Below are 26,699 nucleotides of genomic sequence, written 5' to 3'. Positions count from 1 at the left end.
TTATGCAGCTGGAGGTGCTGCCGGGACTGGATGAATGTTCGCTGCCATCGTTTTTAAATCAATTACACTGCCATCACCCTCGACGCCTGACGGACTCATAGACCATGCGGTCCCTTTAGCGTGCGTCATCGCAGAGAGTTGATTGCCAGTGTAGCGACCATAAACTTCTACAATCTTATCGATCATAGCGTTTGCGACTTTATCATCAGCACCTACTTCAGGAGTGATTAAGCTAACTCCTTTTCCACCTGGAGCTAAAACCGCCCGAGAAATTTTTTCAGTAACTGGACGATAACCATAAGCTTTCAGGTCATGATAAAGAGAGGTGATCACCGGCCCGAACTTCCATCGAGCAAAACTATCGTCAATGAGTTGCTCACCATCATAGAGGCGTGCATACCATGACTGGGTATAGAAGAGCAATTTTTGAACCTTCATGGGAGTCAAATCAGGGATTTTTCCTTCTTTGGCTCTTTCAATGAAGGCATTAGCCACTGCAATAGCAGAGTAAGCCATATCATGCCTCCTTTGGTAAATTCAAGTTGAGTTAAATCTTCTCTAGTAGCTATCGCTACTGGAGTGCCTGTATGGATGTACAGTATCAATCATACATCAGTTGCTCATTTTTGAGTAATCATAATTTGTTTATGGCGCAACGTCATCCAGAATCTCTAAATTAGGATAGTACAGAGCACTGTAGATTCGTGAATGACAGCACGAAAATCCAAATTAGAGTTAAGGGCTTTTTTTTTGTGCTATTGCAACAAAAATTCCTTTTGCGTCAATTGCTTTACAAAAATGTCTAATGCCTCACCTTGATCATAACTACCGAACGATATTACTGTTTATCTATACAGTGTTTTCAGGGGGGGGAATTTAGCATGCCGCGCGACTATGAAATTAAACATGCATTTATGAACGCTATGAGGCGAGACCCATCACTGGGCGTTATTGTCACGACTCAGGAGTTTGTCCATCAGCTGGAGAAGCTAAACTGGCACTTCAGCTTGCGTGAGGCGAACCAATGGATTAAGGCCAATACGGTGACGTTCCGCGATGCATCGACGCAGGAGGGTGAGGCTAAGACATACAAGCAGTTCAACCCGAACGGGGGAATCTGATATGGGCTTCCCATCACCGGCATCGGACTATGTTGAAACGCGCATCAACCTGAACAAAATCCTAATGCCTCACCCAACCCATATGTTCATGATTGAAACGCCGGTCGGCTTCGCTATTGTGGACAGAACGATTCAGGGCAAGAGGGGCGACAAAGTGGCATTCCAGTTCGGTGATTATTCTCAGCTGGGAAGATTGTTCAGAACAGGGATTATCACTTCAGATGGCGAAACGATCGACGGAGAGGGGCTTGAAGGGATCATCGTGCTGGGGAAAGTGACTGCGGAGATTCTTGCTGTCCACGAGCCATCCAGGCCGATAATTTGAACAATTTTATTCATAATATTGCCCCATAACCCTCGCTAACTTATTGAATCCATTGAGGCGAATTTTGGGGCCATATTATGAAAATTCAGCTTAATTGATTGATTTTGATGGTTAAAGCGCCTGATTTAAAATCCCTCGGCTGTAAGGCTGTGCGGGTTCAAGTCCCGCCCCGGGCACCATATTTCTGCCGCAGAAAAAGAATAAAACAAAGTAATATGCAGTAATGTCGTAACCGCCCAAGGGCGGTTTTTTTGTGTCTGTTATCTGGCGCGACGGTGACGAAACATCCGACTGGCGGTATCAGCCGCCGTCAGCCGCGGGAGCTGAACACCAGCTCATCGGCTGTATCACTTACCAGCACCATTCTTTGCGCCTCTCCACTGGATGAAACAAAGGTTACTTCATGCCCGATGCTGATAGCATCGAATGCATCTGTTGGCTGCGACTGCTTCTGAATCTCCAGAACCATCCGCGAGGCAAAGGGTTTATCATTGACCTTATCCAGACGATAGTTGGCGGTAAAGCTCAATTCGGGTTGATCAACCACGTAGAATTGTCCTGAAGGCATAGTCCTGACCTCTGTGTAAGTTTGGCCATACGTCCCGGGCGGGACAGGCTGCCTGACATTTAAGGTTAGCGGAATAATCAATGTCTGCAGGTGCCCGCGCCTGGTTTATGGGTTTATGCAGCGATTGCTGAATAAACACGCCGCTTGCGCTTGTCAGTTCTGAAAGGAGCACTAACCTTGTCTACACAGTGTGCTTTCCAGGCAAACTTTTCGGGCATGGTATAAAGGTATTACTGCAACTCTTAATGGGTTGACGATGCGGGTTCAATTCCTGCTGCCCGGTCCTTCTCTCGCCACTTCTTAACGCCTGCTGCTCTGCCACCGCAAACTCAGTTACATCTGATTTCACTCATTTTTGCGGCCCACATCGAACTCTGTAACCTGTTGAAACACCCTGGCTTATCGTAAAGTGGATGATTGTTTGCCGTCTCAGAGAAGTTAACGCCAATGAGTACACCGTCTATTCCTGACTTAATGGAACCGGCTTTACCCCCGATTATCGGCGTTGTCGCCAGCCAACTGCGCAATCCCTCTCAACAGAAAATACTGGATGAGGTCACGCGCCAGCTCAATGCGCGCGGGGTTATCACGGTGCTGCTGAATGCCGGAACTGACGTGGCACTGACAGCTCTCATCCAGCAGGCGACGCCCCTTGCGCTGCGGGGTCTGCTGCTGTTGCCCGGAAACAAGGCCATCAGTGCCTGTAATCTGGCGGTGCTGGAGATTGACGCAGAACCTGAATGGCAGGCGGATGCGCTGCGGGCGGGCGAAGTGACAGCAGCGTTACTGCTCGCACAGGGGCATCAGCGGTTTGGCTTTTTGCAGAGCCAGCCCGGTGACGTGGCGCAGAAGCAGAGCTACTGCACCACATTACAGGCGGCGGGCATGACGCTGGATGCAGAACTCACTGCTGCCGCTGACGACCGTGACGGCGCTTATCAGGCGATGATGCAGTATCTGAAAAAGACCCGTGCCGCTGAGCGCATTCAGGCACTTTTCTGTGAAAACGATCTGCTGGCGTTTGGTGCGATACAGGCAGTACGCGATTTTGGTCAGGGTACGCATCTGGCGGTGGCAGGATTTGGTGACACTGAGGAAGCCCGCAGTCCGACCTGGCATCTTACCAGCTGGTCACCGGACGTCAGACAAATCATCGGCCGCGCATTAGATCGCTGGCTGGGACAGCGGGCAGAAAACAGCGGTGAAGAGGGGCAATTACAGCAGCGTCACTCTCATTCTGGCAAAGTCATTCCGGGTGAGATGTCAGCCTGCGGCTGCGCCTTTCGGCACTAGCCAGCCTGCGAGACAGGCTGGCCTGAAACACATTATCCCTGCGGTTGTCCTGCCGGACCGACACCACCCGGTGCGCCAACCGGCTGCTGTCCGCCTGGCGGTGGCGGTGGTGGGGCATCTCTGCCCGGCGGCGGCGGTGCACAGGCGGTGAGAGTAGCAAGAATAGCCAGCGTCGATAACAGATAAGCCGTACGTTTCATCGTAATTCCCTGATCAGGTAAGCGGAACGTAAAGTATAGAGAATCGCCAAAAAATCGCGCAGTCAGCGTCGGGCGCCCGCTGCATAGCGTAAATTAATGGCGATTATTTGAGACGCCTCTCAACTCCTGCAAGCCGGGAATGCGTTGCGGGCAGCAGCACGCTAAGGTAGCTCTTCATTTAAGAGGAGTCGTTATGAATGGCATGATGAAGTTCGTCCGCGGCTGGCTGGTGTTCTCTGTTCTGTGGGGCGTATTCATGTGGTTTATGTCATGGCAGCAGCAGGGCAAGGAGCCTGGTCTGGCGGTTCTGACAAGTCTCTACGCCGGTTTAATCTATCAGGCGCTGATTACGATGGTGGGCCGTTACCGGGCGCGCCGACAACAGGCTGAGTAAATTCTGCTGCCGGAGAGGCAGCAGAACGCACCCTCTTAGCCGAAATTACCGGTCAGGCGCTGATGGAAATCAGTACTGCGTGGATCCAGCCCCTCAATGGTCACCTCTGCACCATAACGCTGATAGCGATACTCAATGCCATCCAGTGCCGCGACGCTGGATGCATCCCAGATTTGGGCGTGGGTTAAATCGATCGTCACCTTTTTCGGATCATGGGCATAATCGAAATGCTCAAACAGATCGTTGCTGCTGGCAAAGAACAGCGGACCATGCACCACATAGCGCACTGATCTGCCATCGTCGCTCAGCTGGCGTTCCGCATGGATAACGTGCGCAATACGACGGGCAAACAGCAGCATCGCGAGGATCACCCCAGCCAGCACGCCCAGCGCCAGATTACCTGTCCAGACCGTCACCGCCACCGTCAGCACCATAATCAGCGTTTCTGACCACGGCATACGTTTCAGGGTAGCGGGCTGCAGGCTATGCCAGTTAACGGTTTTCACCGCCACCACCATCATGATCCCGGCCAGCACCACCATCGGGATTTGCGCCATGATCCGGCTGAGTCCGGTCACCAGTAACAGCAGCACCAGACCGGCGGCCAGGGTGGAGACACGGCTGCGCGCCCGGCCCAGCTCAACATTGACGATGGTCTGACCTATCATCGCGCACCCGGCGATGCCGCCATAAAAACCGGCAAAAATATTTGCGACCCCAAGGCCCCAGGCTTCACGTCGCTTACTGGAAGGAGTATCGGTCAGATCATCAACCAGTTTGGCGGTAAGCAGTGACTCCATCAGCCCGACAAAAGCGATGCTGAGTGCGGTGGGCCAGATAATCTGCAGGGTCTGCAGGTTAAGCGGCACCAGCAGACTGTTAAAACCGGGCAGGCCGGGACTCATTGGCCCTTCATCGCCCACGTTCGGCATGCGATAACCCATTAACAGTGCGACCGCAGTCACCACCACAATGGCGACCAGAGGTGAAGGAACACTCTTTAACAGGCGCGGCAACAACAGCACGATAGCCAGGGTGACGGCAAAGAAGATCCACACCAGGGATGACTGACCCCAGACGTGCGGCACCTGAGCAAAGAAAATCAGCACGCCAAGTGCATTCACAAATCCCAGCATGACCGAGCGGGGGATATAGCGCATCATGCGCGCCAGACCAGCCACACCAAATAGAATCTGAATCACACCACCCATCACCACTGCCGGCAGAATATATTCAACACCGTGCAGATGGACCATCGGCCCGATCACCAGCGCCACGGAACCTGCCGCTGCCGTGACCATTGCCGGACGACCGCCCAGTATCGACAGCGTCAGGCAGAGTACCACCGAGGCGACCAGACTGACTTTCGGATCGACACCGGCAATAACGGAAAAAGAGATTACTTCAGGGATCAGCGCCAGCGCGGTAATCACACCGGCCAGGCATTCACGGGTCAGCAGCGCAGGCGAACGCAGAACGCGCCCCACACTGATATCGCCCGCCACAACGTCGGTTGCGGCAACATCATTGGTCTGAATCATAAAGTTTTGCAGGCTCTTTAGTTGTTTTGCTCCCGCGCGAGGGGCGGGAAGATTGGGATAATGGTGAGGGGCAGATAGTACCGGGCGACTGGCGAAGATGCCAGAAAAAGGCGGGTGACTCCCTCCGTGGAGTCGCGATTACAGTGAAAAATCGTCCGGGGTTTTATGGACCACCAGGTCAAGCAGCTGCCGGTAGATGTCCAGCATCTCCCTGTCGCTTTCCAGTTCCAGCCGGTGGATAAGCTTTGAGATAATGGCTTTATTATTCACTGGCATGCCTGATTGCAGGATTTCTGCAACAAGGATACCCAGCATTTCCATCTCGCTGGCTGGCTTATTGGCGGCAGGATTGAAGTAATCAGCAATTTCCTGATTGGTCCGGGGAAGAATATATTGCATGTGTAAGCCCTTCAGAACAGCCCGATTCCGGTTCGGATGTCAGGACAAAATCGATCAAAAAAACCATCACATGGACAGATGCGATGGTGCCAGCTGCAAAAACTGAGCAGATAAAAAATAACCTCTGAAGGTGGAAATCCACTGACACCTTCAGAGGCGACGCAAGTGCATCATTCGTTACAGAGTCGCATGACAACTCATGGCAGTAAACTTATACAATGAAGGGCAATCTGTACAATCGGATCCTTTGGCAAAACGTGCTATTAATCACTTATCAGCAGCTTATAAGGATTAATCCGAACCCAAATCTGTACAAATAACCTATACAAACGATGGGTTCGGCTGATGAAAGGGAGGGGTAAGGGAAGTTTTAGCCTGCTTCCCGCTGAAAAACTAACTGAAAAGCGCCAGTTTTGCCGTCAGCTTACGCAGCGCTTTCTTATCGCCGACGATAGCCAGCCCCAGCAGACGCCACTGCTGTCGGGGTTGTTGCCGCAGTACGTCACCCAGCGCCTGATAATCGGTGGTACTCTGGCCTGCTTCCGGAAACAGCACCAGATCGTACTCTGCCTGTTCGCACTGTTCCCGCAAAACATCAAGCTCCTGGTCGGAGGCAGCCAGCACCGGAATGCCGGTAGTAATCAAACCGGGTGAGGGGTATTTCTCTGCATCCTCCAGCGCGTCACCAACCAATGTCGGATGGCGCTGTCCCAGGGTTAAGGCGATTACGGCGGCGGCGTTGGTCGCTTTGCCTGGTGGCAGAGCGGCATTAAGTATCATCACACATCGTTTGTCCTGCATTGCGCTTCTCCTGACGAAAAAAACGCATTGTGGCAAGTGACTCAGCCCGGATCTGGAAGATTTGTGCAGGCGTGCTGATAACGGGCGGGGGAGAGCTGGCAGGCGCGCTTAAACCAGCGGCCCAGATGACTCTGATCGGCGAAACCCAGCGCAGCGGCCACATCGGCGACAGGCTGGCCCTGCGCCAGCTGGCGTCGTGCCTGGCTCAGTCGCCACTGCACCAGCCATGCGTGGGGCGGCAAACCCCAGTGCGTCTGAAACAGGCGCGACAGCCGGAAGCGATCTGTCTGAAGATGCTGTGCCATCTGCGCCAGACCGGGGTTATCCGCATGATGGGCAATCAGCCAGTCACGCGCCTGCAGCGCCACCCGGGCATCTCTGTCTGTGTGCTGCGCGGGCAGAAACCACTGCTGGTGCGGGGTGAGCTGACTCAGCATCCTGTCCATAGCTGCCTCTTTGATGATGGCGGGATGGTTGTGCCACAGCGCATCAAATGCGTGCCAGACGGCATACGCCAGCGGGCGGTCATCGCGCAGCGTGGCAGCAAACCGCAGCTCATGCGGTGAGGGCGCATCAGCCTGCTCAGGGGCGCGGTGGCGGGCAATCTGCTGTGGCGAAAGATAGAGCATCCGATAGGTAAAACCGCTGTCGTTGATGGCATCACCATCATGCAGCTCCTCCGGCTCAAGCATAAAGACCGTTCCGGGACGACTCTGATGCTGTTTGCGTCGCGAATGAAACTGCTGTACACCTTGCTCGGTCACGCCAATCAGATAACTGTCGTGCCAGTGCGGATCATAGGCGTGGCCGGTAAAATGGGCGCGCAGGGCCTCGATACCACTGACGGCGTCGCGACGCAGATCGACCCAGTTTGCTGATGCCTGTTTCATGTGATCGGGCTCCCGGTTACGGCCTCTGGACATTCTGACGTGATCCACTAATTTTTAACAGACCGGACGCTTTTCAATCGTGTTTCGCTTTGCGTATAATAACGCTTCCACTCAATTAGATGTCTTACTATTAGGCTGCTAACATTTGTCTCAGCATACCCGTACCTTTACCCATTTACTGCATCTGACCGCCCACGCCTGGCGGTTGGCGGTAGATCGTCATCTTAAAGATAGCGGCTTAAGCATGAGCAGCTGGATGGCCATCGGGCTGATTGCCAGTGAACCGCAACGCATGACTCAGACCGAACTGGCGCAACTGCTGGGACTGGAAGATGCCAGCATGGTGCCGCTGGTGGATCGGCTGGTCAAACAGTCACTGCTGACGCGGGTACAGCCGCCGGAAGATCGCCGCAAACGTCACCTGGTGCTGACCGAAAAGGGCAACGAAGCGTTCGCTAAAGTGAAAACCGAAGCTGATGCACTCCGTACTGAAATGCTGGCCGATATCGATCCGCAGGATCTGGCCGTCACCGAGTGTGTACTGCAACAACTGCTGAGCCGCATGGGAAGTATGTAGCAGTGGCAAAGCGAAATCCCTACGCTGCACGCGAGTGGTTGCCGCATGAAAAACCGATGCTGCCGGGTTCGCCCTCGACCCCGCTGCATCCGATGCCAAAACGTCTGGCGTTTGGTCTGATCGGCTTACTGATCTCGCTGACTGGTGCGCTGAGTAATGCGCTGGTCACGGCGAACCTGGTTAATCTGCAGGGCACCTTTGGGGCCTGGTCGAATGAAATTGCCTGGCTGCCTGCGGTCTACGTGATGGGCAATATCTCCATTAACCTGCTGCTGGTGAAGTTCCGTCAGCAGTTTGGTCTGCGTGTCTTTACCGAAGCGTTTCTGGTGCTCTATGTGCTGGTGGCGTTTTTTCATCTGTTCGCCAACGACCTCAGCTCGGCAATCGTTGTGCGCACGGCCCACGGCATGGTGGCTGCGGCGCTCAGCTCGCTGGGTATCTACTATCAGGTACAGGCCTGGCCTGCGAAACACAGGCTGAAAGCGCTGGTGATAGGCCTGACGGTCTCGCAGCTGGCTATCCCGCTGGCCCGCTTATTCTCGTCGGAATTACTGCAGCTCAATGAGTGGCGTGGTCTCTATCTGTTTGAACTCGGTCTGGCGCTGATTGCGCTCGGCGGGGTCCTGCTGGTGAAACTGCCTCCGGGCGATCGCATCAAAACGTTTGAGAAGATGGACTTCGTCACCTTTATCCTGCTGGCGCCCGGCATGGCGCTGTTGTGCGGTGTACTGACACTGGGCCGTATTGAGTGGTGGTTTACCACGCCCTGGCTCGGTATCTGTACTGCGATTGCCCTGACGCTGATTGTCGCGGCCATCGTCATTGAACATAACCGGCGCAACCCGCTGATTAATACCCGCTGGCTCAGCAGCGGCATGATGGTGCGGCTGGGCATTGTGATGATCATGATCCGTATTGTGCTGGCGGAACAGAACACCGGTGCGGTTGGCTTTCTGCAGCAAATCGGCCTGCAGAACGATCAGATGCGCGGTCTGGCGCTGGCGATCATGGCCGGGGTTATCGTGGGCATCGCTGCCAGTGCGCTGACCATCAAGCCTGCGCATCTTAACTGGCCGATTGTCGCGTCGCTGGTGGTGATGATTATCGCCTCGCTGATGGATGCGCAATCCAGTCCGCTGACCCGTGGCCCCGATATGTATTTCAGCCAGTTTCTGCTGGGCTTCAGCAGCGCATTTTTCATGGCACCCGCCATGCTGATGGGCATTGGCAGCGTGGTCACGCAGCCGAAAAATCTGGTGAGCTTTGTGGTGCTGTTTGGCATGAGTCAGAACCTGGGCGGGTTGATCGGCTCGGCGATTCTGGGCACGTTTCAGGTCTGGCGGGAAAAATATCACTCCAGCCTGCTGGGCGATCAGCTCTCACTGCTCGATCCCAACGTTACCGAGCGGCTCAGCCAGTACAATGCGTTGTTTAATTCGCTCGTGGGTGACGACGTTCTGCGCGGTGCGCAGAGCACCAGCCAGTTACAGACGGTTGCCACGCTGCAGGCCAACGTGCTCGCTTATAACGACACCTACCTGTTAACTGCCGCGCTGGCCCTGGTCACGCTGATGTGGGTGATCTGGCGTTTAACCCGACGTCGCTATCTTGACTGGCGTCAGGCGCAATTTAACCTGCGCGAGCAGCAACAGCTGGCCGCGTTACAGGAATCAACGGAGAAACAATGAGTCAGCAGGATGAGCTTCAGGCGGCGGAACGCGAGCGCGCCAATCGCCGCCGTATTCTTTCTATTGCCGCAGGCAGCGGCATTGTGGTGATTGGCGTACTGGTTATTCTCTACGCCTGGCAACTCTGGCCCTTCACCAGCGCCATACAAAGTACCGAAAACGCCTATGTGCGCGGTCAGGTAACCTTTATCAGTCCGCAGGTTAATGGCTATCTCACATCGGTAGAGGTGATTGACCTGCAGCCGGTGAAAAAAGGGCAACTGCTGATGACGATTGACGACCGTATCTATCGCCAGCGGGTGCATCAGGCGCAGGCGCAGCTGGCGATGAAGCAGGCGGCACTCAACAATAATCTGCAGCAGCGGCGCAGCGCAGAAGCGACGATTCAGAGCAATAAAGCGGCGCTGGAGAATGCCAAAGCCCAGGCGCTGAAAAGCGGCTTTGACCTGAAGCGGGTTGAAAGTCTTACGGCGGATGGATCGCTGTCGGTGCGCGAGCGTGACGCCGCCCGCGCTGCAAATGCCCAGGCCCAGGCGCAGGTGCGTCAGGCGGCGGCGCAGATCGCTGTCGCCGAACAGAATCTGCAAACCGTCATCGTGAATCGCGACGCGCTGCAAGGCGATGTCGACAGCGCCCGCGCCGCGCTGGAGCTGGCAGAGATCGATCTGGCAAATACCCGCATTACCGCGCCCGACGATGGCCAGCTTGGTCAGCTGTCGGTTCGCACCGGGGCCTATGTCACGGCCGGTACGCGCCTGACCTCGGTGGTACCCAATCACAAATGGATCATCGCGAACCTGAAAGAGACCCAGCTGGCCAATATTCGTCCCGGCCTGCCGGTGACTATTCGGGTCGATGCGCTGGATGGCAAACGCTTTAACGGGCAGGTGGAATTTATCTCACCAGCCGCAGGTTCGGAGTTCAGCGCCATTTCGCCTGATAACGCTACCGGCAATTTCGTTAAAATCGCACAGCGTATTCCGGTTCGCATCCGCATCAACGATCAGGATATGCATCAGCTGCGTCCGGGTATGTCGGTTGAAGTGAATATCGACACCGCCGCCCAGCCCGCTGCTGAGGGCGCACCATGAGGGTTCGCTTACTGATCGGTGTGATGGCGCTGCTGCTGACAGGCTGTGCCACCCAGGTTGAAAAGGCACCGTCCTCTCTGCCGATCCCCGATGCGTGGCGTAATAGTGTCGGTCCTTCTGCCGCACCGGAGGCGGCGTGGTGGCGCGCGTTTCATGATGAATATCTCAACCGGCTGGTGACCCAGGCGCTGCGCAATAATCCCGATATTCTCACGGCACGATCCCGGGTCGATCAGTATCGCGCCCAGCTGCGCGCCACGCAGGGCGATAATTTTCCGACGCTGAGCGCCGGGGTGGCTGCAACCCGCGAGCGCACGCTCTCGTCAGTGACGGGCCAGCCGTATGAAACCGATGTTTTTCAGGGCTTACTACAGGCGAACTATGAGGTGGATCTCTGGGGAGCGCGCAGCAGTAGCATTTCGGCGGCACAGGCGACCTTAGCGGCGCAGCAGGCTGCCGCGTCTGCGGCCGAGCTGACCATCGCCAGTTCGGTGGCGTCAGGCTATCTCAACCTCTGCGCGCTGGATGAACAGCTGCGGGTGACGGAGGCGACACTGGCGACCCGCAACAACTCCCTGAAGCTGGCACAGCGTCAGTTTGAAACCGGCTACACCTCCAGACTGGAGTGGATGCAGGCCGCCTCGGAATATCAGTCAGCCAGAGCGCAGATGCCGCAGCTGCAGCATCAGATCACCCAGCAGGAAAATGCGCTGAGCATTCTGGTGGGCATGAATCCGCGCAGCATCGCCCGTCGTCAGCAGTTCGACCAGATCTTACCCCAGCAGATGCCGTCACTGTTGCCTTCAGAGCTGCTTAATCGCCGTCCGGACATTGTGCAGGCACAGCGTCAGTTACTGGCCGCAGATGCGAGCCTGGCCTCGTCGCGGGCGAAGCTGCTGCCAGGGCTGAACCTCACCGCCACAGGCACCCTGCAGAGTTCGGTGCTGCATCAGCTGGCGGATGACCCGTTCCGGCTGTGGAGCGTAGGTGGCAGCATCCTCGCACCGCTGCTGAACCGTGAAGCGCTGACGGCGCAGGTGGATGTCTCCATGGCGGCGCGCAATCAGGCACTGTATGGCTATGAAAAAGTGGTACGCAACGCCTTCTCGGAAGTCAGCGATGCCATTGATGCCATCAGACGAGGTGAGGAACAGCTCCAGGAGCTGCAAAAGCAGGAAGCCTATGTAACGGAGGCACGGCGCATTGCCCGCAATCGCTATCAGAACGGTTACGCTTCTTATCTGGATGAACTGGATGCGCAGCGAACCCTGTTTTCAACCCAGCTCAATCGGGTGACGGTTAAAAATAATCTGCTGCTGGCGCAGATCGACCTCTACCGCGCGCTGGGCGGTGGCTGGACACCAGCCTCCACACCATAATTGCCTTGTCCGATCCAGCCGCAGCAAGAGTTTCTGCGGCCAGGATCGGCCTCTGCGCTGTGGCTATGACTGCGCATCTTACCCCGCTTTAATCCCCCAGATAACCACTAAAAACCCATCCATACTTCTGCTTACCTGTCTTTACATTCGATGGTATCATGCGCGGGTTTTAAGCCAGCCAGACGGAAAAGCGCACGAAAAGTTCAGGCTGCGCACGGCGAGTTATTCACATAACTAATTAATATAAATAACAAAAGAAGGGATTCATCATGAATAAAAATACATTTTTTACATTAATCGTCGCTGCTGTGTTATTAACCGGCTGCGCGCGTACGGCACCGATTCATAACGTGAATCAGACCCTGACTCAGCGCTACACCGATAACCAGATGAAACTGGCGATCATTGAAGCGGGCATTGGCCGTAAATGGGTGATGACGCCTGTTTCTCCTGGCGTAATCAATGGCCGTCTGGCCCAGCGTGATTTCGTGGCGACCATTCGCATCACCTATACCAGCCAGAACTACCGCATCGATTATGTCAGCAGTGAAAACCTGAAAGCGGGACAGGGTGAGATCCACAATAACTACAACCGCTGGATTGCCAATCTCGATCAGGATATTCAGTTACGACTCTCGGCCCTGGCCGCTCAGTAATGCGTGCGCAGTCGCAATGATTTGCCGACAGACGATCGGAGCATAAAGATCTCCGGCATCCGGCCGACAAATCAGATGAGCTGCTATTGCTGAACCACCTAATAAACCTCTACCGTGAATCCCCGATGCGGGATCGGCAGAGGTTTTCCGGTATGCACTTTTTTGCTGAGGGCAGGGGTGACGATCCGATGAACGCCGACTCCACACGTATGACGAAAAGAGTGTTGAGATGAAACTCACTTACTCACTGGTCGACTGGCAGGCTCTGGCTCCGGGATTACACGGGCGCGAGGCCTGGCAGAACTGGGCACAACAGGGCATGGCTATCGACCCGACAGAGGTGATGGCAAAGCCGCAATTTTTACCGATGATGACAGCACGTCGTCTGAGCGGGGGCAGTCGTGCGGCAGTAGAGTGCGGGCTGGCGCTGATGGCGCGTCAGCAGGTTGACGCGATCGTGTTTACCAGTCGTCACGGTGAGCTGGAGCGTAATCTGCGTATTCTCACCACCCTGGCGGATCAGCAGTTCATGTCCCCCACGGATTTTGCCATGTCGGTTCACAACTCGGCGGTCGGTAGTCTGACCATTGCGGCAAAAGCGCCACTAGTCTCCACCTCAATTGCGGCAGGCATCGACTCTTTTCAGCAGGGGCTGATTGAAGTCAGCGCCCTGCATCAGGCGGGCTATCAGCAGGTACTGCTGGTCGATTTTGACGGCATCGTGCCTGATTATTATCTGCCGTGGCTGTCGGAACAGTGCGTGAATGTTCCCTATGCGGTGGCGCTGCTGCTGCGTGCGGGCGAAGAGCTGCACTGTACGGGCCGCGCCGGAAAAGAGAAGCACGCAGAACCGCGGTTGCCGCAGAGCCTGCATTTTCTGCAGCAGTGGCTGGCGCAATCGACCACCTTCAGCCTGCCAGGCGAACGCCTGATATGGCACTGGGAGAGAAATCATGGCTGATTGTTCACAACCGGCGTTGTTCGCGGGCAGTCGTGTTAACTACTGCTGGCGGCTGGTGATGACGGCGATAAGTTTTACGCTGTTTGGCCTTGGCGGTCTGCTGCTGTCACTGATTGGCTTCAATCTGCTGCTGCTGGTTCAGCGTGATTCGCTGCGCCGCCGTCAACTGGCCCGACGCGCTATCGCCTTCAGCTTTCGCTGCTTTCTGCGGTTCTGCCGGATGACCGGCGTCTATGACTACCGCATTGAAGGGGCAGAGCAGCTGCAACAGGATCGCGGTTGCCTGATTGTCGCTAATCATCCGTCACTGATCGACTACGTGATGATCGCCTCGGTACTACCAGAGATGGATTGTCTGGTCAAAGCCGATTTGCAAAAGAACCCCTTTATGCGTGGGGTGATCCGCGCCGCCGACTATCTGATCAACAGTGAAGCGGAGACGCTACTGCCGGACAGTCAGCAGCGACTGGCGCGCGGCGACAATATCCTGATTTTTCCGGAAGGCACCCGCACCCGCTATGGTCAGCCGCTGACCCTGCAGCGCGGGGCCGCCAATATCGCGGTACGCGCCGGATGCGACCTGCGCGTGGTTCACATCACCTGCAGCCAGCGGATGCTCGATAAACAGAGCCGCTGGTATCAGATTCCGCCGGTTAAACCGCTGTTTACCGTGCGAGTACAAACGCGAATCGACAGTCAGTCGTTTTGTGAAAGCAATCCCGATGCGCAGCCGCTGGCCGCGCGTCGCCTGACCCGCCATTTAGAGAAGGCGCTGGTCCCCCAGAACAGGTAAGACGAAAACCGGTATGGATTCATTAATTAACGATATCAAACAGATGATTATCGACACGCTGAACCTTGAAGACCTTAGCCCTGATGATATAGAGACCGACGCGGCGCTGTTTGGCGACGGACTGGGGCTGGACTCCATTGATGCACTGGAACTTGGCCTGGCAGTGAAAAATCGCTATGGCGTGGCACTTTCTGCGGAGAGTGAAACCCTGCGTGCCCACTTCTTCTCTGTTGCGACGCTGGCAGCGTTCGTCAACCAACAGCGCGGCTGAAAGCGGAGACAACCTTATGATGAACAAACAAGAGATTTATCAGGAAGTGGCTTCGCTGCTCACCAGCCTGTTCGAAATTGCCCCTGAGGATATCCATCCTGAGGCACGGCTCTATGAAGATCTTGAACTCGACAGCATTGATGCCGTCGATATGGTGGTTCACCTGCAAAAACGTACCGGCCGTAAAATTAAGCCGGAAACCTTCCGCACGGTGCGTACCGTCCAGGACGTGGTGGATGCAGTAGAACAACTGATGCGCGAAGACGCCTGATCCCCTGTGCCTGCTGCCACTCTTCGTCTGCTCAATCTGCTTACGCTGCTGACCTGGCCACTGCTGGTCTGGCTGGCACTGACTCAGTCGCACTGGCAAGGGCTGTTCTGGCTGCTGGCGCTGCTGTTTGGTCTGCGCTGGCTGCAGCTGCGTCGTCAGCAGAATGCTATGGGTGCGGTCATGGGCTGGCTGGCGCTACTCGGCGCGCTGCTCTGTGTCAGCAGCCAGCTGTTACGCGCTCAGCATCTGCTGCTGTGGTATCCGGTGGCGGTTAATCTGGCGATGCTGCTGGTGTTTGGCGCCTCACTCTGGAGTGCGATGCCGCTAGTGGAACGCATTGCCCGGCTACGCGAGCCTGAGCTGCCTGCCGCCGCGATACTTTATACCCGCCGCGTGACTCAAATATGGTGTCTGTTTTTCATCGGCAACGGCAGCATGGCGCTGTTTACCTGTCTGAATGGCGATCTGCGGCTCTGGACGCTGTGGAACGGCGGCATCAGCTATCTGCTCATCGCCGCGCTGATGGGGGCTGAATGGCTGATTCGTCAGCGCGTGAGGCGGAAAGCATGAGGGTGGCTGACTGGCTGACGGGAGACGACCGCGAGGTTGCCTGGCGCGGCGATCAACCGTTGATGCTCAGCGCGATGCATCGTCAGGTACTGGCGCTCAGCCAGCGCTTAGCGGCACAGCCGGGCGTGCACTGGGCGCTCTGTTTCGATGACAGCTACCGGTTTTGTGTGGCGCTGCTAGCATGCTGGTATGCCGGTAAAACGCCGGTGTTGCCGGGTCACAGCCGCGCCGCACTGCTGGATGAGATGCAGGAGCAGCTGGAGGGCGTGCTGTGCGATATGCCGCTGGCTGTCAGCCTGCCGCTGCTGATGTGCGATGACGCAGAAGCGCCGGGTCATTTGCCGCCGCTGCGGGCGTCTTCAGAACTGGTGCTCTTTACCTCGGGATCGACCGGCGCGCCGCGTAAGGTGGTGAAGTCGCTGGCGGTGATGGAGCAGGAGAGCCGCTGGCTCTGCACCCTGTGGGGCGAACAGTTGCGGGGATGCCGGGTTATCGCCTCGGTCAGCCATCAGCATCTCTACGGTTTATCGTTTCGACTTTTTTTGCCAATGGCACTCAGGCTGCCGTTTTCCGCTCAGCCGCTGTTTTACGGCGAACAGCTGGCCCAGCTTCCGCGCGACTGTCGCTATGCTTTTATCAGCAGCCCGGCCTTTTTATCGCGGCTGGACAGCACGGTTGAAGCGCCCTTCTGTGAACTGATTGTGTCGGCCGGAGGTGCACTGCGCGGGTCGGATGCGGAACAGGTCTGGCTGCGTTTTGGCTGTCCGGTCAGTGAAATCTATGGCAGCACCGAAACCGGCACCCTGGCCTGGCGTCGGTGTGATCGGGCCGGGACGCCATGGCGCTGCTTCCCGGCAGTCAGGCTGCAGCAGGTGACGCCCGATCGCTGGCAGGTCTGGTCGCCACTGATTGCGGGTGAATGCGGCTTTCCGCTTGACGATCGGTTGAATATGCAGCAGGACGGTGGATTCCAGCTCGCAGGACGTCACGATCGTATCGTAAAAATCGGCGATAAGCGCATCTCGTTAAGTGAAGTGGAGCGACGTCTGACCGACCTGCCGGAGATAGACGATGCTGCGGCGCTGGTGGTCACGCGTCATGAGCGTCAGGCGATTGGCGTCGTGTTGTCGCTGAACAGCACGCTGGACGAAGCAGCATTGCATCAGCGCAGACAGCAGTGGAAGCGCCAGCTGCAGCGCTGGCTGGAACCGCTGGCGATGCCGCGCTACTGGCGTGTTGTCGCCACCATTCCGGTCACCACACAAAGTAAACGCGCCTGGCCGCAAATAGAGGAACTTTTCCATGTTGCCGATTGAACGCAGCCGGGAGCTGCAGGCGGACAGCGTGACGCTGACCCTGCAGATTGAAGCCGGACTGTTCTGGTTCCAGGGCCATTTCGCGACCCTGCCGATTCTGCCTGGTGTGGCACAGCTCGACTGGGTCATGCACTACGGGATATTGCTGCTTGCGCCCGGAAAACAGTTTGCCGCCATTGAAAACATCAAATTTCAGCAGCCGGTCACACCCGACTCCCTGTTACAGCTCCATCTTGACTGGGACGCTGAAAAGTCGCGTCTGAGCTTCCGTTACAGCCTGCTGAGTGACAACGGCGAGCAGAGTGCCAGCAGCGGGAAGATTGCGCTGTGTTAAACACCGCATTTTCGCCCTGCGTGGTGATCCCCTGTTACAACCACGGCGCGATGATGGCGTCGGTGCTGGCGCGGCTGGCACCGTTCAATCTGCCGGTGATCGTGGTGGATGACGGCAGCAATGCAGCCACTCAGCTTCAGCTGGCGACGCTGAACACCCCGCAGCTCAGCCTGCTGCGGCTCGACAGTAATCAGGGCAAAGGCGCGGCGGTGATCCACGGCCTGCGGGCCGCCGCGGCACGCGGATTCACCCATGCGGTGCAACTCGACGCGGACGGCCAGCATCAGGCAGAAGATCTGCCGCTGATGCTGGCAGAAGCTGAGCGCTATCCCGACTCGCTGATCTCCGGTCAGCCGCTGTATGACGACTCGATCCCTAAATCACGCCTTTATGGCCGCTATATCACCCACTTCTGGGTCTGGATCGAAACGCTGTCGCTGTCGATCCGCGACAGCATGTGTGGCTTCCGCGTCTATCCGCTGGCCGCGACCCTGGCGCTGTGCGATCGCCGTGCCATCGGCCAGCGCATGGATTTTGACACCGAAATTATGGTGCGGCTCTACTGGCAGGGGACGCGCAGTCGCTTTATCCCGACCCGAGTCACCTATCCCGCCAGCGGGCTGTCTCACTTCGATGCACTCTATGACAACCTGCGCATCTCCTGGATGCACACCCGACTCTTCTTTGGCATGCTGCCGCGCATTCCCCGGCTGCTGACGATGCGTAAACCGCCAGCGCACTGGTCAGTGGAAACAGAACGGCGCGGACAGTGGGGATTACGCTTTATGCTGGCGGTCTATCGTTATGGCGGCCGACTGCCTTTTACGCTGCTGCTCTGGCCGGTGGTGGCGATTTACTGGCTGAGCGGTCAGCACGCACGCACGGCCTCCCGGCAGTGGCTGGCGCAGGTGACGGCCGCCGCACAGCAGCGTCAGGTAGCGTTACCGCCCCGGCTTAACAGCTATCGCCATTTCCTGCGCTTTGCCGGGGCGATGCTGGATAAAGTGGCCAGCTGGCGCGGCGATCTGCGCTGGGGACGGGATATCGATTTTGCGCCAGGCGCAGAAGCAGTGATTCGCACGCCAACGCCGCAGGGCAAGCTGATCCTTGCTTCCCATCTCGGCGATATAGAAGCCTGTCGCGCCATGGCGCAGCAGGTCAGCGGACTGGTGATTAATGCGCTGGTGTTTACCGACAACGCCCGCCGTTTTCGGGCGGTGCTGGAAACCATCGCCCCACAGGCGGGCGTCAATCTGATGCCGGTCAGCGATATCGGGCCGGAGACGGCGATCCTGCTGCAGCAGAAGCTGGATGCAGGCGAATGGGTGGCGATTGTCGGGGATCGCACGGCGGTGAATCCGCAGCGCGGTGGCGAGCGACGGGTGATCTGGAGCGACTTTCTGGGTCGTGCTGCCCCGTTTCCTCAGGGGCCGTTTGTGCTGGCGGCCGCATTGCGCTGCCCGGTGCTGCTGATGTTCGCCCTGCAGCAACAGGGTAAACTGCGTATTCACTGTGAGCCGTATGCCGATCCGCTGCTGTTGCCTCGTGCGCAGCGTCAGCAGGCGCTGCAACAGGCGGTCGATCGCTACGCGGAACGGCTGGCCCATTATGCGCTGCTGGCACCCCTCGACTGGTTCAACTTTTTCGATTTCTGGACGCTGCCTGAGCAACAGGCGCACCACAAGGAGTTTAACCATGACTGAACATCATGCTGAAGTCGTGCTGACCGTCTCATTCCACGACTGCGACCCGATGGGCGTGGTCTGGCACGGTAACTATTTCCGCTTTTTCGAATTGGCGCGCGAAGTCCTGCTGCGCAGTATTAATTACAGCTATGCCGAAATGGCCGCCAGCGGCTACGTCTGGCCAGTGGTCGATACCCGGGTCAAATATCGTCAGCCGTTGCGCTGCGAAGAGACGATTCGGGTCAGCGCACGGATTACAGAATATGAGAACCGCCTGCGCATCGATTATGAAGTGCGAAACGCCGCCGGTCAGATCACCACCAAAGCACATACGCTGCAGGTGGCGGTAGAGAAGGAGAGCCAGGCGCTGTGCTTTGTGTCGCCCGATATTTTACTGGAACGTTTAGGAGTGAAAGGATGCTGAAAATAGTGCTTACCGGCCTGCTGCTGTGGGCCAGTGCCGCCAGCGCGGTCACGCTGGATCAGCTGCAACAGCGTTTTGCCAGCCAGCCGGTGATCCGGGCAGACTTTATCCAGACGCGCACCATTTCAGGTATGCACCAGCCGCTGGTGTCGCATGGGCAGATGCTGATCGCCCGCGAGCAGGGGTTGTGGTGGCATCAGCAGACCCCGTTTGTGATGACCCTGCTGTTGGATGATAAACGTATGGTGCAGAGCCTCAGAGGCCAGAAGCCTCAGGTGATCACCGCCGACAGTAATCCGCAGATGTTCCAGTTCAACCATCTGCTGCGGGCGCTGTTCCAGGCCGATCAGAAGGTGCTGAATGAGAACTTCAGCGTGGCCTTCAGCGATCGTGGCAATGGCGCCTGGACGCTGGAACTGACGCCGAAAGCCGCGCCGCTCAACAAAATATTCAACCGTATCTCGCTGGCGGGCAGCGCCTTCCTGAATAGTATCAACCTGGACGATAAGCAGGGCGATAAGACGCAGATTCAGCTCAGCAACACCCGTATTGAACCGCCACAGTTAAGCGACGAGGAGCAGGCGCGTTTTGCCGGGCCGTAATGATCGGCTGCTGGCCATTCTGTGGCTGGCCCTCTGCCTGCTGCTGGCCGCCGCGCTCGCTTTCCTGTTGCCGCGTAGCCAGCTTAACAGCAGCGTGCTTGCCCTATTGCCGCAGCAGAATCTGGGCGCGGCACCACCTGCGCTGCAGCAGGGCTTTATGCAGCGGCTGGATCGCCAGATGGTGTGGCTGATTTCACCCGGCGATCAGGACGATCCCCAGGTCGCCGCCTGGTGGCTGGCTCAGCTGCGCGCGTTGCCTGATCTGAAACAGGTGCAGGGCGATCTTGATGCACAGCAGCAGCAGCAGTGGGGCCGTTTTGCCTGGCAACATCGCAACGGACTGATGGATGAAGCGACGCGCGGCCGGTTGCAGAACGGCGGCGGGGCGCAGGCGGACTGGTTACTGGCACAGCTCTTCTCAGCCTTCTCGGGCGTCAGCAGCAAAGAGTTGCAGGGCGATCCTTTGATGCTGGTGCGCGGTTCACAACTGGCGCTGGCCCAGAACGCCGGGCGGATGACGTTGCATGATGGCTGGCTGACCGTAAAAGATGAGCAGGGTCAGCAGTGGTATTTTCTGCATGGCGAGCTGGCAAATAACGCCTTCAGTATGCAGCAAAGTCATGCGCTGGTGACCCGGCTCAGCGCGCTGGAACAGCAGCTTAAAAGCCGCTGGCCGCAGGCGAAACTGCTGACGCGGGGCACGATGCTGTTCAGCGACAACGCCAGTCAGCGTGCTCAGCATGATGTCAAAACACTGGGTAGTGTGACGCTGGCTGGCGTCGTCCTGCTGGTACTGCTGGTCTTCCGCTCGCTGCGTCCGTTGCTGCTGACGGTGACCTCTGTGGCGATCGGCGCAATGGCGGGCACGGTGATGACGCTGCTTTGCTTCGGCGAGCTACATCTGATGACGCTGGTGATGAGCCTGAGTATTGTCGGCATTTCGGCGGATTACACGCTCTATTATCTCACCGAGCGCATGGTTCACGGCGAGCAGCAGACGCCGTGGCAGAGCCTGCGTAAAGTGCGCGGCACGCTGCTGCTGGCGCTCGCGACCACGGCTATTGCCTGGCTGCTGATGCTGCTGGCACCGTTTCCAGGGCTGCGTCAGCTGGCGGTGTTTGCTGCCAGCGGCTTAACCGCCTCCTGCCTGATGGTGATTCTGATCTACCCGTGGCTGGTGCGCGGATTACCAGTGCGTCCGGTGCCGCTGATGGTGCCACTGGCGCGCTGGCTTGCTGCCTGGCGTCGTCAGCGTGGGCTGCGTGTCGGATTACCCGTATTGATGGCCATCTTCGCCCTGGCTGGGATCGCCCAGCTGAAGGTAGATGATGACATCGCGCATCTGCAAAGCGCGCCTGCGCAACTACTGGAGCAGGATCGCCAACTGGCAACCCTGACCGGCCAGCGCGCCGATCAGACCTGGTTTGTGGTCTGGGGTGATGACGCTCAGCAAACGCTGCAGCGGCTGGAAAAACTGGCACCGGATCTCCATCAGGCACAGCAGCAGGGCTGGTTGCAGCGCTATCGTCTGCTGCCGCTGTCGTCACTGGCGCAGCAACAGCAGGATCTGCAACTGCTGAAGCAGGCTGCCCCGACAATTACAGACCGACTGCAGCAGGCGGGGATTACGCTGGCCGCGCCGGATCTGAACCCGATGCCGGTGACGCCGGATGCCTGGCTGGCGAGTCCGCTGAGTGAAGGCTGGCGACTGTTGTGGCTGACGCTGCCGGACGGGCAGAGTGGCGTTCTGATCCCCACCAGCGGCGTCAAAAACAGCGCCGCACTCGCAGAGCTGTCTAAGCAGCATCCGGGCGTCAGCTGGATCGATCGCAAATCCAGTTACGATTCGCTGTTCAGCTTCTGGCGGACGTTACTGAGCGGATTACTGGCGCTGGCGCTGCTGCTGATTACCCTGAGTTTTGTCGTGCGGCTGGGATTAAAGGCGGGCTTACGCAGCGCGCTGCCGTCGCTGTTGTCGCTGGCGATGGCGATGGCCACACTGGGCTGGATCGGTGCATCGCTCAACCTGTTCGCGCTGCTGGCGCTGATTCTGGTGCTGGGCATCGGCATTAACTACACGCTATTTTTCAGCAACCCACAGGGTACGCCGCTGACCTCGCTGCTGGCGGTATCGCTGGCGATGATTACCACCTTACTGACGCTGGGAATGCTGGTATTCAGTAGCACCAGCGCGATTGCCAGTTTTGGCACCGTATTATGCAGCGGTATCTTCAGCGCGTTCCTGCTGTCGCCGCTGGCGATGCGACCCACCCGATCAAGGAGTAAACGATGATCCGCGCCGCCTTTATTCTGCTGACGGCTCTGCTGCTCAGCGCCTGTGCCGGCCATGCACCCGACAGCAGCCGTCCCTCTGCCTGGCTGAAACCGGGCGTAAAAGTGACGCTGCCACAGCCGGGCATCCGTCCCGCCTTCCAGCAGCAGCAGCTGCTGACCGGGCAGGTTAAAGGTCAGAGTCAGTCACTGCTGGTGCTGCTCAGCGCCGATGAACAGCAAATCGATCTGGCCGGGCTCTCTTCGGTGGGTATCCGCCTGTTCAGCCTGCGCTACGATGCTAGCGGTATTCACACTCAGCAGTTGATGCCGCTGCCGCACATGCCACCCGCCAGTCAGGTGCTGGCGGACATCATGCTCAGCTACTGGCCGCTGGATGTGTGGCAAAAACAGCTGCCGCCAGGCTGGACGCTGCAGGATCAGGGGTTAAAGCGCCTGCTGATCGATGCCGATAACCAGCTGGTGACCGAAATTGATTATCTGCAACGCGGTAATCAGCGCCAGCCGATCAGCATTCAGCAGCATGCCTTTGGCTATCAGATCCGCATTCAACATCTGGACGCCTCATGATTTACATCTCTGCCATCGGCATGCTGAATGCCCTGGGTAATGACAGTCAGCAGATTGCAGACAGCCTGAAAAAAGGTGAGGCACCGGGCATGCAGCTGCGTCATGGCTGGCTGAGCGGTGATCGTACCTGCTGGCTCGGCAGAGTTGAAGGCGAGCTGCCACTCATTCCTGCAGCCCTGAGCGCACACAATACCCGCAATAACCAGCTGCTGCTGGCCGCGCTGGCGCAGATCCGTCCGGCACTTGATGCGGCGATTACGCGCTATGGGGCCAGCAGAGTAGCGATTGTGCTGGGAACCAGCACCTCGGGCGTGGATGAAGGCGATCAGCAGATTTGCGGTAGCCAGCCGGATTATCACTACCAGATGCAGGAGCTGGGCGATCCTTCCCGTTTTCTGGCTCACTATCTGCAACTGGATGGCCCGGCCTATACCATTTCCACCGCCTGCTCCTCCAGTGCCCGCGCCATTATCAGCGGCCAGCGGCTGATAATGGCAGGGCTGGTGGATGTGGCGCTGGTGGGCGGTGCGGACTCGCTGAGCCGGATGCCGATTAATGGCTTCGACAGCCTGGAATCGCTCTCTGAGCGTCGCTGCGCGCCGTTCAGCCGCGATCGCGACGGCATTTCAATTGGCGAAGGGGCTGCGCTAATGCTGCTGACGCGCGAACCGCAGCCGCTGGCGCTGCTGGGCGTCGGCGAATCTTGTGATGCCTGGCACATGTCTGCGCCCCATCCGCAGGGTGAGGGCGCTGAACGGGCGATGCGCATGGCGCTGCAACAGGCGAATCTGTTGCCGCAGCAGGTGGGTTATATCAATCTGCACGGCACAGCGACGCCGCTGAACGATCAGATGGAAGCCGCCGTGATAGCGCGTCTGTCTGGCAATGCAGTGCCGTGCAGTTCGACCAAACATCTGACCGGCCATACGCTCGGTGCGGCGGGCGTATGCGAAGCCGCACTCAGTGCGCTGATCCTGCTGAAAAATCTGCCGCTGCCCGCGCAGGATTTCAGTGAGGCGGCGCAGGATGAGACACTGCCGGATTGCGGCTTGCTGTTACAGCCACAGGCGCTGCAACGGCCGGTCATCGCTTCTAATTCATTCGCCTTTGGCGGTAACAACACCTGTCTGATTCTGGGGCGGCCTGATAATGATTAACTCTCCCGCGGCGCTCTGGCTGCCGCACGCTGCGCCGATGCTGCTGCTTGATCAACTGATTGCCGTCGATGATGAGCAGGTTCACTGTCAGGTGTCGACCTGCGCTGCTGGCGTACTGGCACCGTTCCTGACGCCACAGGGTGAACTGCCCGCCTGGTTTGGCGTGGAGATGATGGCGCAAACTGTGGGCGTCTGGTCGGGCTGGCATGCAAAGCAGGGCGGTGCAACCCTGATCCCACCCGGTATGCTGCTGGGCGGACGCGGCTGGCGGGCAGAGCATCCCCGGTTTCCCGCCAATGTCACACTGGATATCCGGATGACGCTGCTGATGCGCGACGACCGCATGGGCAGCTTTGAAGGCGACATCCGTTACGGCACGCAGCGGCTTGCCAGCGGCCGTCTGAATACTTATCAACCCAATGAAGCAGAGTTACAGCAATTAATATCACAAGGAAATCAGCCATGACAGATTCAGTATTGGTCACGGGCGCCAGTAAAGGCATAGGCCGCGCAATAGCGCTGCGTCTCGCTCAGGATGGCTATCAGGTTATCGTACATTTCAACCGCGATCGCGATGGTGCTGAGCAGTGCCTGCAGCAGCTCGAGACTGCAGGCGGCAGTGGACGGGTGCTGGGATTTGATGTTGCTGACCGGGCGGCAACCCGCGCCGCGCTGGAGGCGGACATTGCGCAACACGGTGCCTACTATGGCGTGGTGAGCAATGCCGGTATCAGCCGCGATGCAGCCTTTCCCGCGCTGACGGATCAGGAGTGGGACAGCGTGATCCATACCAATCTCGACAGCTTTTACAACGTGATCCAGCCCTGCGTGATGCCGATGATCGGCCTGCGACGCGGTGGCCGCATTATCACGCTCTCTTCGGTATCCGGAATGATGGGCAATCGCGGCCAGGTCAACTACAGTGCGGCGAAAGCAGGCATTATTGGTGCCACCAAGGCGCTGGCGATTGAACTGGCTAAACGTAAAATTACGGTTAACTGCATCGCGCCAGGCCTGATCGATACCGGCATGGAAGGGCTGGAGCCGCAGGTGATTGAAGAGGCGATGAAGATCGTGCCGATGAAGCGTATGGGTGCGGCTGAAGAGGTCGCCGGGCTGGCGAGCTATCTGATGTCTGATATCGCCGGTTACGTGACGCGTCAGGTGATTTCGATTAATGGAGGCATGCTGTGATCCAGCGGGTCGTCGTAACCGGCATGGGCGGCGTGACCGCCTTTGGGGAGTCCTGGGCTGAGATCTCGGCACGCATCCGCGCTGGCCGCAATGCGGTACGTTTTATGCCGGAGTGGCAGGTTTATGACGGACTGCATACTCTGCTGGGCGCGCCCGTGGATGATTTTGTGCTGCCTGCGCACTACACCCGCAAGCGCATCCGCGCCATGGGCCGTGTTTCGCTGCTGGCAACGCGCGCGACCGAGCTGGCACTGACTCAGGCGGGCCTGATTGATCATCCGGTGCTGACCAGCGGAGAAACGGGTATCGCCTACGGTTCGTCGACCGGCAGCACCGGGCCGGTCAGCGAGTTCGCCACCATGCTGACGGAAAAGCACACTAACAATATCACCGGCACCACCTATGTGCAGATGATGCCGCATACCGCTGCCGTTAATGCCGGGCTGTTTTTCGGCCTGCGCGGCCGGGTGATCCCGACCTCCAGCGCCTGCACCTCTGGCAGTCAGGCGATTGGCTATGCCTGGGAAGCAATTCGTCACGGCTATCAGACGGTGATGGTGGCGGGGGGAGCCGAAGAACTCTGTCCGTCGGAAGCCGCAGTGTTCGATACGCTGTTTGCCACCAGCCAGCGTAACGACGCTCCCCACACCACGCCTGCGCCTTTTGACCAGCAGCGCGATGGTCTGGTGATTGGTGAAGGGGCAGGCACGCTGATTCTGGAGTCGCTGGAACATGCTCAGGCGCGCGGCGCCACGATTTACGCCGAGCTCACCGGTTTTCACACCAACTGTGACGCAGCCCATATCACGCAGCCGCAGCGGGAAACCATGCAGATTTGCATCGAGCGGGCATTACAGAGTGCAGGAATTACAGCGTCAGAGGTGGGCTACGTGAATGCGCACGGCACGGCCACTGAGCGCGGCGATATGGCCGAAAGTCTGGCGACGGCAGCGGTATTTGGCGAAACGACGCCCATTTCCTCATTGAAATCCTATTTTGGTCATACGCTGGGTGCCTGTGGGGCGCTGGAAGCCTGGATGAGTATTGAGATGATGCGCGAAGGGTGGTTTGCGCCAACCCTGAACCTGACACAACCCACCGCCGACGGTGGTCAGCTGGATTACATCATGGGTAAGCCTCGAGAGCTGGAGACCGACTATATCCAGAGCAACAATTTTGCCTTTGGTGGAATTAATACCTCACTGATCTTCAGGCGCTGGCGCGGCGTCTGATCTCAGGCCCGTGCTGCACTGGCACGGGCCGGTTTATCTTTCAGAAGAAAAAACCGGACGATAATCAGCCTTTGATTTACACTGTCACCCGCCGCATCACTGCC

32 protein-coding genes and 1 tRNA gene are annotated in these 26,699 nt (G+C 57.7%); 26 read left to right on the top strand and 7 right to left on the bottom strand.

Annotation, left to right across the window (positions count from 1 at the left end; all coding sequences use genetic code 11):
• Positions 1–516: a Panacea domain-containing protein gene (locus EGO56_RS12110; protein WP_135909340.1), complete on the bottom strand. Its 516-nt coding sequence runs from the start codon at positions 514–516 to the stop codon at positions 1–3.
• A 365-nt stretch (positions 517–881) separates the two neighbouring features.
• On the opposite strand from EGO56_RS12110, the gene EGO56_RS12105 reads away from it, so the two are divergent.
• Complete coding sequence (locus tag EGO56_RS12105; protein ID WP_135909338.1) at positions 882–1,121, top strand: DNA polymerase V; 240 nt, start codon at positions 882–884, stop codon at positions 1,119–1,121.
• 1 nt (position 1,122) lies between these two features.
• The gene (locus tag EGO56_RS12100; RefSeq protein ID WP_135909336.1) at positions 1,123–1,446 is read left to right on the top strand and encodes a S24/S26 family peptidase; all 324 of its coding nucleotides are present in this window, start codon (positions 1,123–1,125) and stop codon (positions 1,444–1,446) included.
• 310 nt (positions 1,447–1,756) lie between these two features.
• On the opposite strand, the gene EGO56_RS12095 is transcribed toward EGO56_RS12100, so the two are convergent.
• On the bottom strand, positions 1,757–2,014 hold the full coding sequence (locus EGO56_RS12095; protein WP_013357386.1) for a hypothetical protein: 258 nt from the start codon (positions 2,012–2,014) through the stop codon (positions 1,757–1,759).
• A 210-nt stretch (positions 2,015–2,224) separates the two neighbouring features.
• Between EGO56_RS12095 and EGO56_RS22320 the strand changes: the two genes are divergently transcribed.
• Positions 2,225–2,297 (top strand) — tRNA-Lys (locus EGO56_RS22320).
• A gap of 164 nt (positions 2,298–2,461) precedes the next feature.
• The gene (locus EGO56_RS12090) at positions 2,462–3,307 is read left to right on the top strand and encodes a substrate-binding domain-containing protein (protein ID WP_135909334.1); all 846 of its coding nucleotides are present in this window, start codon (positions 2,462–2,464) and stop codon (positions 3,305–3,307) included.
• 32 nt (positions 3,308–3,339) lie between these two features.
• On the opposite strand, the gene EGO56_RS22315 is transcribed toward EGO56_RS12090, so the two are convergent.
• The gene (locus tag EGO56_RS22315; protein WP_013357388.1) at positions 3,340–3,507 is read right to left on the bottom strand and encodes a hypothetical protein; all 168 of its coding nucleotides are present in this window, start codon (positions 3,505–3,507) and stop codon (positions 3,340–3,342) included.
• 193 nt (positions 3,508–3,700) lie between these two features.
• On the opposite strand from EGO56_RS22315, the gene EGO56_RS12085 reads away from it, so the two are divergent.
• Positions 3,701–3,901, top strand: a complete 201-nt coding sequence (locus EGO56_RS12085; RefSeq protein ID WP_013357389.1) for a DUF6404 family protein — start codon at positions 3,701–3,703, stop codon at positions 3,899–3,901.
• Positions 3,902–3,936: 35 nt separating this feature from the next.
• On the opposite strand, the gene EGO56_RS12080 is transcribed toward EGO56_RS12085, so the two are convergent.
• The 4 genes from EGO56_RS12080 to EGO56_RS12065 form a co-directional block, all read right to left on the bottom strand.
• Positions 3,937–5,442 carry a SulP family inorganic anion transporter gene (locus tag EGO56_RS12080; RefSeq protein WP_167493434.1) on the bottom strand — a complete coding sequence of 502 codons (1,506 nt, stop codon included), beginning with the start codon at positions 5,440–5,442 and terminating at the stop codon, positions 3,937–3,939.
• A 138-nt stretch (positions 5,443–5,580) separates the two neighbouring features.
• A complete protein-coding gene (locus EGO56_RS12075) occupies positions 5,581–5,841 on the bottom strand; it encodes a biofilm/acid-resistance regulator YmgB/AriR (RefSeq protein WP_013357391.1) in 261 nt (86 codons plus the stop codon).
• A 393-nt stretch (positions 5,842–6,234) separates the two neighbouring features.
• A complete protein-coding gene (locus EGO56_RS12070; RefSeq protein WP_135909332.1) occupies positions 6,235–6,642 on the bottom strand; it encodes a DUF2000 domain-containing protein in 408 nt (135 codons plus the stop codon).
• A 41-nt stretch (positions 6,643–6,683) separates the two neighbouring features.
• Complete coding sequence (locus EGO56_RS12065; RefSeq protein WP_135909330.1) at positions 6,684–7,532, bottom strand: AraC family transcriptional regulator; 849 nt, start codon at positions 7,530–7,532, stop codon at positions 6,684–6,686.
• A gap of 145 nt (positions 7,533–7,677) precedes the next feature.
• On the opposite strand from EGO56_RS12065, the gene EGO56_RS12060 reads away from it, so the two are divergent.
• The 21 genes from EGO56_RS12060 to EGO56_RS11960 all read left to right on the top strand — a co-directional run bounded on the left by EGO56_RS12060 (position 7,678) and on the right by EGO56_RS11960 (position 26,595).
• Positions 7,678–8,109, top strand: coding sequence for a MarR family winged helix-turn-helix transcriptional regulator (locus EGO56_RS12060; RefSeq protein ID WP_135909328.1), 432 nt, complete (start codon positions 7,678–7,680; stop codon positions 8,107–8,109).
• 2 nt (positions 8,110–8,111) lie between these two features.
• Positions 8,112–9,797: an MFS transporter gene (locus EGO56_RS12055; protein ID WP_135909326.1), complete on the top strand. Its 1,686-nt coding sequence runs from the start codon at positions 8,112–8,114 to the stop codon at positions 9,795–9,797.
• Positions 9,794–10,888 (top strand): HlyD family secretion protein, encoded by a 1,095-nt coding sequence (locus EGO56_RS12050; protein WP_135909324.1) that lies wholly within the window; start codon positions 9,794–9,796, stop codon positions 10,886–10,888. The genes EGO56_RS12055 and EGO56_RS12050 overlap by 4 nt, the downstream gene beginning before the upstream one ends.
• Positions 10,885–12,267: an efflux transporter outer membrane subunit gene (locus EGO56_RS12045; protein ID WP_135909322.1), complete on the top strand. Its 1,383-nt coding sequence runs from the start codon at positions 10,885–10,887 to the stop codon at positions 12,265–12,267. The genes EGO56_RS12050 and EGO56_RS12045 overlap by 4 nt, the downstream gene beginning before the upstream one ends.
• A gap of 269 nt (positions 12,268–12,536) precedes the next feature.
• On the top strand, positions 12,537–12,923 hold the full coding sequence (locus tag EGO56_RS12040; protein WP_135909320.1) for a hypothetical protein: 387 nt from the start codon (positions 12,537–12,539) through the stop codon (positions 12,921–12,923).
• 229 nt (positions 12,924–13,152) lie between these two features.
• A complete protein-coding gene (locus EGO56_RS12035) occupies positions 13,153–13,884 on the top strand; it encodes a beta-ketoacyl synthase chain length factor (protein WP_135909318.1) in 732 nt (243 codons plus the stop codon).
• Complete coding sequence (locus EGO56_RS12030) at positions 13,877–14,677, top strand: lysophospholipid acyltransferase family protein (protein WP_135909316.1); 801 nt, start codon at positions 13,877–13,879, stop codon at positions 14,675–14,677. Before EGO56_RS12035 ends, EGO56_RS12030 begins: the two co-directional genes overlap by 8 nt.
• Before the next feature lie 13 nt (positions 14,678–14,690).
• Positions 14,691–14,948 carry a phosphopantetheine-binding protein gene (locus tag EGO56_RS12025; RefSeq protein WP_010669816.1) on the top strand — a complete coding sequence of 86 codons (258 nt, stop codon included), beginning with the start codon at positions 14,691–14,693 and terminating at the stop codon, positions 14,946–14,948.
• Between the two features lie 16 nt (positions 14,949–14,964).
• Positions 14,965–15,219, top strand: a complete 255-nt coding sequence (locus EGO56_RS12020) for an acyl carrier protein (RefSeq protein WP_013357401.1) — start codon at positions 14,965–14,967, stop codon at positions 15,217–15,219.
• A gap of 6 nt (positions 15,220–15,225) precedes the next feature.
• A complete protein-coding gene (locus EGO56_RS12015; protein WP_135909314.1) occupies positions 15,226–15,789 on the top strand; it encodes a COG4648 family protein in 564 nt (187 codons plus the stop codon).
• Positions 15,786–17,105, top strand: coding sequence for an AMP-binding protein (locus tag EGO56_RS12010; protein ID WP_135910574.1), 1,320 nt, complete (start codon positions 15,786–15,788; stop codon positions 17,103–17,105). Before EGO56_RS12015 ends, EGO56_RS12010 begins: the two co-directional genes overlap by 4 nt.
• Positions 17,092–17,439: a 3-hydroxyacyl-ACP dehydratase FabZ family protein gene (locus tag EGO56_RS12005; RefSeq protein ID WP_095707404.1), complete on the top strand. Its 348-nt coding sequence runs from the start codon at positions 17,092–17,094 to the stop codon at positions 17,437–17,439. Before EGO56_RS12010 ends, EGO56_RS12005 begins: the two co-directional genes overlap by 14 nt.
• On the top strand, positions 17,433–19,142 hold the full coding sequence (locus tag EGO56_RS12000) for a glycosyltransferase family 2 protein (RefSeq protein WP_135909312.1): 1,710 nt from the start codon (positions 17,433–17,435) through the stop codon (positions 19,140–19,142). The genes EGO56_RS12005 and EGO56_RS12000 overlap by 7 nt, the downstream gene beginning before the upstream one ends.
• Positions 19,135–19,548 carry an acyl-CoA thioesterase gene (locus tag EGO56_RS11995; RefSeq protein ID WP_135909310.1) on the top strand — a complete coding sequence of 138 codons (414 nt, stop codon included), beginning with the start codon at positions 19,135–19,137 and terminating at the stop codon, positions 19,546–19,548. Before EGO56_RS12000 ends, EGO56_RS11995 begins: the two co-directional genes overlap by 8 nt.
• Positions 19,542–20,150 (top strand): LolA family protein, encoded by a 609-nt coding sequence (locus EGO56_RS11990; RefSeq protein ID WP_135909308.1) that lies wholly within the window; start codon positions 19,542–19,544, stop codon positions 20,148–20,150. The genes EGO56_RS11995 and EGO56_RS11990 overlap by 7 nt, the downstream gene beginning before the upstream one ends.
• Positions 20,137–22,443, top strand: a complete 2,307-nt coding sequence (locus EGO56_RS11985) for an MMPL family transporter (RefSeq protein ID WP_135909306.1) — start codon at positions 20,137–20,139, stop codon at positions 22,441–22,443. Before EGO56_RS11990 ends, EGO56_RS11985 begins: the two co-directional genes overlap by 14 nt.
• On the top strand, positions 22,440–23,012 hold the full coding sequence (locus EGO56_RS11980; protein ID WP_135909304.1) for a DUF3261 domain-containing protein: 573 nt from the start codon (positions 22,440–22,442) through the stop codon (positions 23,010–23,012). The genes EGO56_RS11985 and EGO56_RS11980 overlap by 4 nt, the downstream gene beginning before the upstream one ends.
• The gene (locus EGO56_RS11975) at positions 23,009–24,169 is read left to right on the top strand and encodes a beta-ketoacyl-[acyl-carrier-protein] synthase family protein (RefSeq protein WP_135909302.1); all 1,161 of its coding nucleotides are present in this window, start codon (positions 23,009–23,011) and stop codon (positions 24,167–24,169) included. Before EGO56_RS11980 ends, EGO56_RS11975 begins: the two co-directional genes overlap by 4 nt.
• Positions 24,159–24,635, top strand: a complete 477-nt coding sequence (locus EGO56_RS11970; protein WP_135909300.1) for a hotdog family protein — start codon at positions 24,159–24,161, stop codon at positions 24,633–24,635. Before EGO56_RS11975 ends, EGO56_RS11970 begins: the two co-directional genes overlap by 11 nt.
• Positions 24,632–25,363, top strand: coding sequence for a 3-ketoacyl-ACP reductase FabG2 (locus EGO56_RS11965; RefSeq protein WP_135909298.1), 732 nt, complete (start codon positions 24,632–24,634; stop codon positions 25,361–25,363). The genes EGO56_RS11970 and EGO56_RS11965 overlap by 4 nt, the downstream gene beginning before the upstream one ends.
• Positions 25,360–26,595 (top strand): beta-ketoacyl-ACP synthase, encoded by a 1,236-nt coding sequence (locus EGO56_RS11960; protein ID WP_185948861.1) that lies wholly within the window; start codon positions 25,360–25,362, stop codon positions 26,593–26,595. The genes EGO56_RS11965 and EGO56_RS11960 overlap by 4 nt, the downstream gene beginning before the upstream one ends.
• The last annotated feature ends 104 nt before the right edge of the window (positions 26,596–26,699 follow it).

Origin of the sequence: Pantoea vagans (assembly GCF_004792415.1) — a bacterium.
Taxonomy (GTDB): Bacteria; Pseudomonadota; Gammaproteobacteria; order Enterobacterales; family Enterobacteriaceae; genus Pantoea; species Pantoea vagans.
This window is presented reverse-complemented; position numbering and strand designations above follow the sequence as displayed.